Raw genomic sequence first — 6097 nt, 5'->3', positions numbered from 1 at the left:
GGCACGCTGTTGAGTTCTCAAGGAACGGACGCTTCCTTCGTACTCACCCTCTCGGGCTTTCCTCCGGGCTTTTCCCTTCGGTCTTTCGTGTTTCCAGCTTAGCAGATCCGATTTCTCGTTTCTGCCACCCGCTGGAGCGGGTTTGCCGTCTTGTTCTTCGCTTTCGCGTTTCCCTTTCCGGCGATTCCGACTTTATCAGAAGCATTTCCGCCGAGCTAATCGGCTTCATGATCCAGATAAGGAATCGGGGTGGCTCCGTCGAAATCTGAATTCCGAACCGGAGCGAGAGAGATACTATCCGTGACTCTCGGACACGTCCAGTCCGAGGCAACCGTTTGAATCTACCTCCCCGCTTGGACTATGTCAACAGTCTTTTGCGGGCGAAGAGAAGACTAGCAGCTCAGCGAGGTGCTCCGCACATCAGGCGGCGGTCGGCAGCTCCGCGCTGCGGTCCGCGATGTCGACGTCGCCCGTCTCGCCGGCTCGGGCAGCGCGGCCGCCCAGGACGTATACGTACGCGAGGAAGGCCAGCTCGGCGATGATGCCGATGGCGATGCGCGCCCAGGTCGGGAGGCCCGACGGGGTGACGAAGCCTTCGATAAGGCCGGAGACGAAGAGGACGAGCGCCAGGCCTATTGCCATGCCGACGGCGGCGCGGCCCTGTTGGGCCAAGGCTGCGCGACGGGTCATGGGGCCCGGGTCGATCACGGTCCAGCCCAGGCGCAGGCCGGTGCCCGCGGCGACGAAGACGGCGGTCAGTTCGAGGAGGCCGTGCGGCAGGATCAGGCCGAGGAAGGTGTCGAGGCGGCCGGCCGAGGACATCAGGCCGATGCCGACGCCCAGGTTCAGCATGTTGAGGAACAGGATCCAGAGCACCGGGACACAGAGGAACGCGCCGAGGACCAGGCAGAGCGCGGCGGCCTGCGCGTTGTTCGTCCAGACCTGGGCGGCGAAGGACGCCGCCGGGTGGCTGGAGTAGTACGTCTCGTACTGGCCGCCGGGGCGGGTCATCTCGCGCAGGTCCGCGGGCGCGCCGATCGAGGCCTGGACCTCGGGGTTGGCGGCGATCCACCAGCCGATGGCCACGCCGACGAGCGTGGAGAGCAGTGCCGTCGGTATCCACCAGCGCCGGGAGCGGTAGACCGCGGCGGGGAAGCCGGCCGTCAGGAAGTGCAGGGCGTCGCGCCAGGAGGCGCGGCGGGTGCCGGTGACGGTGGCGCGGGCGCGGGCGACCAGCTGGGTGAGCCGGGCGGTGAGCATCGGGTCCGGTGAGCTGGACTGGATGAGCGAGAGGTGGGTGGCGGTGCGCTGGTAGAGGGCGACGAGTTCGTCGGCCTCGGCGCCGCTGAGTTTGCCGCCGCGGCGCAGGAGATGGTCGAGGCGTTCCCACTCGGCGCGGTGGGCGGTGACGTAGACGTCGAGGTCCATGGTCGGCTGCTGCTCCAGGGCACTGGGGGCGGACGGGTCCGTACTACTGCGGCGCGCTGCGGGCCAGCTTGGCAGACTGGCGTTCGGTGGGGACGAGAAGGTCGACGAAGGGTGGGCACGTGAGTGGGGTTGTGACGGGGGACGCCGTCGTTCTGGGACTGCAGCCGGCACGGCTGCCGAGCCGGGCGCTGGCGATATTCATCGACCTCGTCGTGGTGTGGATCGCGTATCTGCTGATCTCGGTCGGGCTGGCGGTGGCGACGTCGTCGCTGGATACGGCCGCGCGGACGGCGATGTCGATCGCGTCGTTCGTGCTGGTGCTGGTCGGTGCGCCGATCGCGGTGGAGACGCTGTCGCACGGCCGGTCTCTCGGGAAGCTGGCCTGCGGTTTGCGGGTGGTGCGGGACGACGGGGGGCCGATCCGGTTCCGGCATGCGCTGGTGCGTGGGGCGATGTCCGTGGTGGAGATCCTGATGACGTTCGGGATCGTCGCCTGCATCTCCTCCTTGGTGTCGGAGCGCGGGCGGCGCATCGGGGACGTGTTCGCCGGAACGCTGGTTGTGCGCGAACGGGTGTCGGCGGCGCGGGCCGTACCGGTTCCGCCGCCCCCGCCGTGGCTGGTCGGGCGGTTCACGCAGTTGGACCTCTCGGGAGTGCCGGACGAGCTGTGGCTGGCGATACGCCAGTACCTGACGCGGGCGCGGCAGCTCGACCCGGTGGTGGGGCGGGGGCTGGCGGAGCGGCTCGCGGACGACCTCGTCGCGCGGACCGGTACGCCCCCGCCGCCGGGAGTGCCGGCCGACGCGTATCTGGCGGGCGTCGTGGGTGAGCGGCAGGCACGCGATGCGCGGCGGGCCTTCGCCGCGACCGCGAGTGCGACTGCGACTGCGACTGCGGCGGGCGCACCGAATGCACCGCATGCGGCGGTCGCCGCTCCCTCCTCCGCCCCCGTGCCCCAGGCCTCGCAGGCCGGGCCCGTGGCCCCGAGTCCTCAGGCCGTCCCTCAGGCTCCCGCTACTCAGCGCACCCCCTCCGAGTCCACGCCTCCCGCGCCGTCGACCGGGTTCGCCCCGCCCGCCTAGCGGGGCCCGTCAGCGGACGTCGGGGAAGACCGACGGCGGGGTCTCGAGCTCCTCGAGTTCGATGCCGGGAGCCGAGAGGACCACGTCGCCGGCGATGTGGATGCTGTGCTGCTCGCCCGTGTCCAGAGCGTTGACCTGGTACTCGTCCACCGTCAGCAGGCCGTTGTCAGTGGGGTGGGCTTCACTGTTCACCAGGGCCCAGGACTGGTCGACCGTGCGGGGGGCGAGGACCGGATCCGTGAAGGCGACCAGGCGGACCCTGGTCGCGGGGGAATCGGGGGTGAGACGCAGCAGACGGCTGATCGCGACGAGGAACGCCGGGGACGTGCCGGTGAAGGCATGGGCGCGCACATTGCCTTCGGTGGCGTGGGTTCCGGTGGGGTCCGTACGGACCCAGGTGACGCCGTCGAGGGCGGCTCCGCGGACCTGCCAGCTCAGGGCGTGGAGTTCCAGGCGGATGGGCCGGCCGAGCTCGTCGAGGGCGAGGTCGACGGATCCGGTGTCGTCGCCCGCCGGGGTCGTGGTCCGAGAGACATAGCGCCAGCCGGAGGGGCCTGGTGCGCAGTGGAAGTGCTCTTCACCGAGAGGGGTGTGATCGTGCGGATCGTGGAGCGAATACCTGCCGCGGGGCATGGGTCCTCGGGGTGCGTGGTCGTGGTCGGCTGAGTCCGGCGCGAGGGGCGGTGGGACGGGGCAGGCCCCCGGCACGGGGGTGCGGGGGCCTGCCTGTTCCACTGGTCCGTCAGTCCGTCTGGTCCGTCAGTCCGTCACCGGCGGTCAGTCCTTCACCGGCGGTGCGGGGGTGGGATCAGTAGCGGTAGTGGTCCGGCTTGTACGGGCCCTCGACCTGGACGCCGATGTACGAGGCCTGCTCCGGACGGAGAGTCGTCAGCTTCACGCCGAGGGCGTCGAGGTGCAGGCGGGCGACCTTCTCGTCGAGGTGCTTCGGGAGCACGTAGACGTCGGTCGGGTACTGCTCCGGCTTGGTGAAGAGCTCGATCTGGGCCAGGGTCTGGTCCGCGAACGAGTTCGACATCACGAAGGACGGGTGGCCGGTCGCGTTGCCGAGGTTCAGCAGGCGGCCCTCGGAGAGGACGATGACGACCTTGCCGTCGGCGAAGGTCCAGGTGTGGACCTGCGGCTTGACCTCGTCCTTGACGATGCCCGGGATCCTGGCCAGGCCGGCCATGTCGATCTCGTTGTCGAAGTGGCCGATGTTGCCCACGATGGCCTGGTGCTTCATCTTGGCGATGTCGGACGCCATGATGATGTCCTTGTTGCCGGTGGTGGTGATGAAGATGTCGGCCGTCTCGACGACGTCGTCGAGGGTGGCGACCTGGTAGCCGTCCATCGCCGCCTGGAGGGCGCAGATCGGGTCGATCTCGGTGACGATGACGCGGGCGCCCTGGCCGCGGAGAGACTCGGCGCAGCCCTTGCCGACGTCGCCGTAGCCGAAGACGACGGCGACCTTGCCGCCGATGAGGACGTCGGTGGCGCGGTTGATGCCGTCGATCAGGGAGTGGCGGCAGCCGTACTTGTTGTCGAACTTCGACTTGGTGACGGCGTCGTTCACGTTGATCGCCGGGAAGAGCAGCGAGCCGGCCTGCTGCATCTCGTACAGGCGGTGGACGCCGGTCGTGGTCTCCTCGGTGACGCCGCGGATCTCGGACGCCAGCTGGGTCCACTTCTGCGGGTTCTCGCCCAGGGTGCGGTTGAGGAGGGTCAGGATGTGCCCGTACTCCTCGCTGTCCGCGGTGGACGGGTCCGGGGCCGAGCCGGCCTTCTCGAACTCGACGCCCTTGTGGACGAGGAGGGTGGCGTCGCCACCGTCGTCGAGGATCATGTTCGGGCCGCCGGTGGGCGTGTTCGGCCAGGTCAGGGCCTGCTCCGTGCACCACCAGTACTCCTCCAGGGACTCGCCCTTCCAGGCGAAGACCGGGATGCCCTGGGGGTTCTCCGGGGTGCCGTTCGGGCCCACGGCGATGGCCGCGGCGGCGTGGTCCTGGGTGGAGAAGATGTTGCAGGAGGCCCAGCGGACCTCGGCGCCGAGGGCGACCAGGGTCTCGATGAGGACGGCGGTCTGCACGGTCATGTGCAGGGAGCCGGTGATGCGGGCACCGGCGAGCGGCTGCTGGTCCGCGTACTCCTTGCGGATCGACATCAGGCCGGGCATCTCGTGCTCGGCGAGGGTGATCTCCTTGCGGCCGAAGACGGCCAGGGAAAGGTCGGCGACCTTGAAGTCCTGGTTGACGGCAGTCGTCATGACGGAGCTGCTCCTCGTGGATCGGTTTCGAGGGTCTGTGGGGCACGCCGGCACCGCGGCTTCGGGCATACGAATGCCCGGGAAATCCCACGGTGCAGTCGTCGGAGGCCCTCTCTCCCTCGGTCGGCCCGTACGGACCGCCCGACCGCCATCAGCAGCGACGTCTGGCTGTCCCGAATCTACACCGATCGGCGTAGCGACCTACAGTCCGGCTCGGTCGTCGGTACGGCGGATTCCCGCCAGATTCCGCCGGAAATCGCCAGGTCGGCCGCCGCGCCGGCGGGCGAGTACGGGGAAGGCCCCCGGACCGGTCGTGGTCCAGGGGCCTTCGCCGTAAGCCTCCGTACGAGCGCGATAGGCCTCCGTACGAGTAAGCCCCGTACGAGCGCGATCGTCAGCGCGCTCGCGTCAGTGGTCGGCGCTCGGGCCGGGGCCGCCCGGGGTGGCGGCCGGGTTGAGGCCCGCCTCGGCGGCGGCCTCGCTGTAGACATCCGGCTCCAGGTAGATCACGCGGGCGATCGGGACGGCGGCGCGGATGCGCTCCTCGGCCGCGTTGATCGCGGAGGCGACCTGGGCGGCGGTGTCGTCGTGCCGGACCGCGACCTTGGCGGCGACGAGCAGCTCCTCCGGGCCGAGGTGCAGCGTCCGCATGTGGATGAGGCGGGTGACGGTCTCGCCGTCGACGACCGCCGCCTCGATCTTCTTCACGTCGTCGACGCCGGCGGCCTCGCCGAGCAGCAGCGACTTGGTCTCGGCCGCGAGGACGATCGCGATCACGATGAGCAGGACGCCGATGCACAGGGTGCCGATGCCGTCCCAGATGCCGTCGCCGGTGAGCAGCGCAATGCCGACGCCGCCGAGGGCGAGGACCAGACCGACCAGCGCGCCGAGGTCCTCGAGGAGGACGACGGGCAGCTCGGGAGCCTTGGCCCGGCGGACGAAGTTCGTCCAGGAGAGCGAGCCGCGGATCTGGTTCGACTCCTTGATCGCGGTGCGGAATGAGAAGCTCTCCGCGATGATCGCGAAGACGAGAACGCCGATCGGCCAGTACCAGTCCTCGATCGGGTGCGGGTGCTTGATCTTCTCGTAGCCCTCGTAGACGGCGAACATGCCACCGACGGAGAACAGCACGATGGAGACGAGGAAGGCGTAGATGTACCGCTCGCGGCCGTAGCCGAAGGGGTGCTGCGGGGTCGCCTCGCGCTCGGCCTTCTTGCCGCCGAGGAGCAGCAGCCCCTGGTTGCCGGAGTCGGCGACCGAGTGGACGCTCTCGGCGAGCATGGAGGACGAACCGCTGAAGAGGAACGCCACGAACTTGGCTACG

The 6097-nt window shown here is 69.5% G+C and carries 6 protein-coding genes; 2 read left to right on the top strand and 4 right to left on the bottom strand.

The window, feature by feature from the left end; all coding sequences use genetic code 11:
• A partial coding sequence (locus tag VIU94_RS25940) for a hypothetical protein (RefSeq protein WP_331914674.1) occupies positions 1-269 on the top strand: 269 nt, incomplete at its 5' end.
• Between the two features lie 151 nt (positions 270-420).
• Here the strand turns inward: VIU94_RS25940 and VIU94_RS25935 are convergent.
• Positions 421-1428 carry a stage II sporulation protein M gene (locus tag VIU94_RS25935; RefSeq protein ID WP_331914672.1) on the bottom strand — a complete coding sequence of 336 codons (1008 nt, stop codon included), beginning with the start codon at positions 1426-1428 and terminating at the stop codon, positions 421-423.
• A gap of 119 nt (positions 1429-1547) precedes the next feature.
• Here VIU94_RS25935 and VIU94_RS25930 point away from each other — a divergent pair, with 119 nt between their 5' ends.
• Positions 1548-2510 (top strand): RDD family protein, encoded by a 963-nt coding sequence (locus VIU94_RS25930; RefSeq protein WP_331914670.1) that lies wholly within the window; start codon positions 1548-1550, stop codon positions 2508-2510.
• 9 nt (positions 2511-2519) lie between these two features.
• Here VIU94_RS25930 and VIU94_RS25925 read toward each other — a convergent pair whose 3' ends face one another.
• From VIU94_RS25925 to VIU94_RS25915, 3 genes are all read right to left on the bottom strand, one after another.
• The gene (locus VIU94_RS25925) at positions 2520-3143 is read right to left on the bottom strand and encodes a hypothetical protein (protein WP_331914668.1); all 624 of its coding nucleotides are present in this window, start codon (positions 3141-3143) and stop codon (positions 2520-2522) included.
• A 175-nt stretch (positions 3144-3318) separates the two neighbouring features.
• Positions 3319-4773: an adenosylhomocysteinase gene (gene ahcY / locus VIU94_RS25920; RefSeq protein WP_331914666.1), complete on the bottom strand. Its 1455-nt coding sequence runs from the start codon at positions 4771-4773 to the stop codon at positions 3319-3321.
• Between the two features lie 408 nt (positions 4774-5181).
• Positions 5182-6097 (bottom strand): cation diffusion facilitator family transporter (locus VIU94_RS25915; protein ID WP_331914664.1); only part of this gene is annotated, 916 nt, incomplete at its 5' end.

It is taken from the genome of Streptomyces sp., assembly GCF_036566765.1.
Classification (GTDB): Bacteria; Actinomycetota; Actinomycetes; order Streptomycetales; family Streptomycetaceae; genus Streptomyces.
Note: the sequence above shows the minus strand (reverse complement) of the source record. Positions and strands in the feature narration are given on the sequence as shown.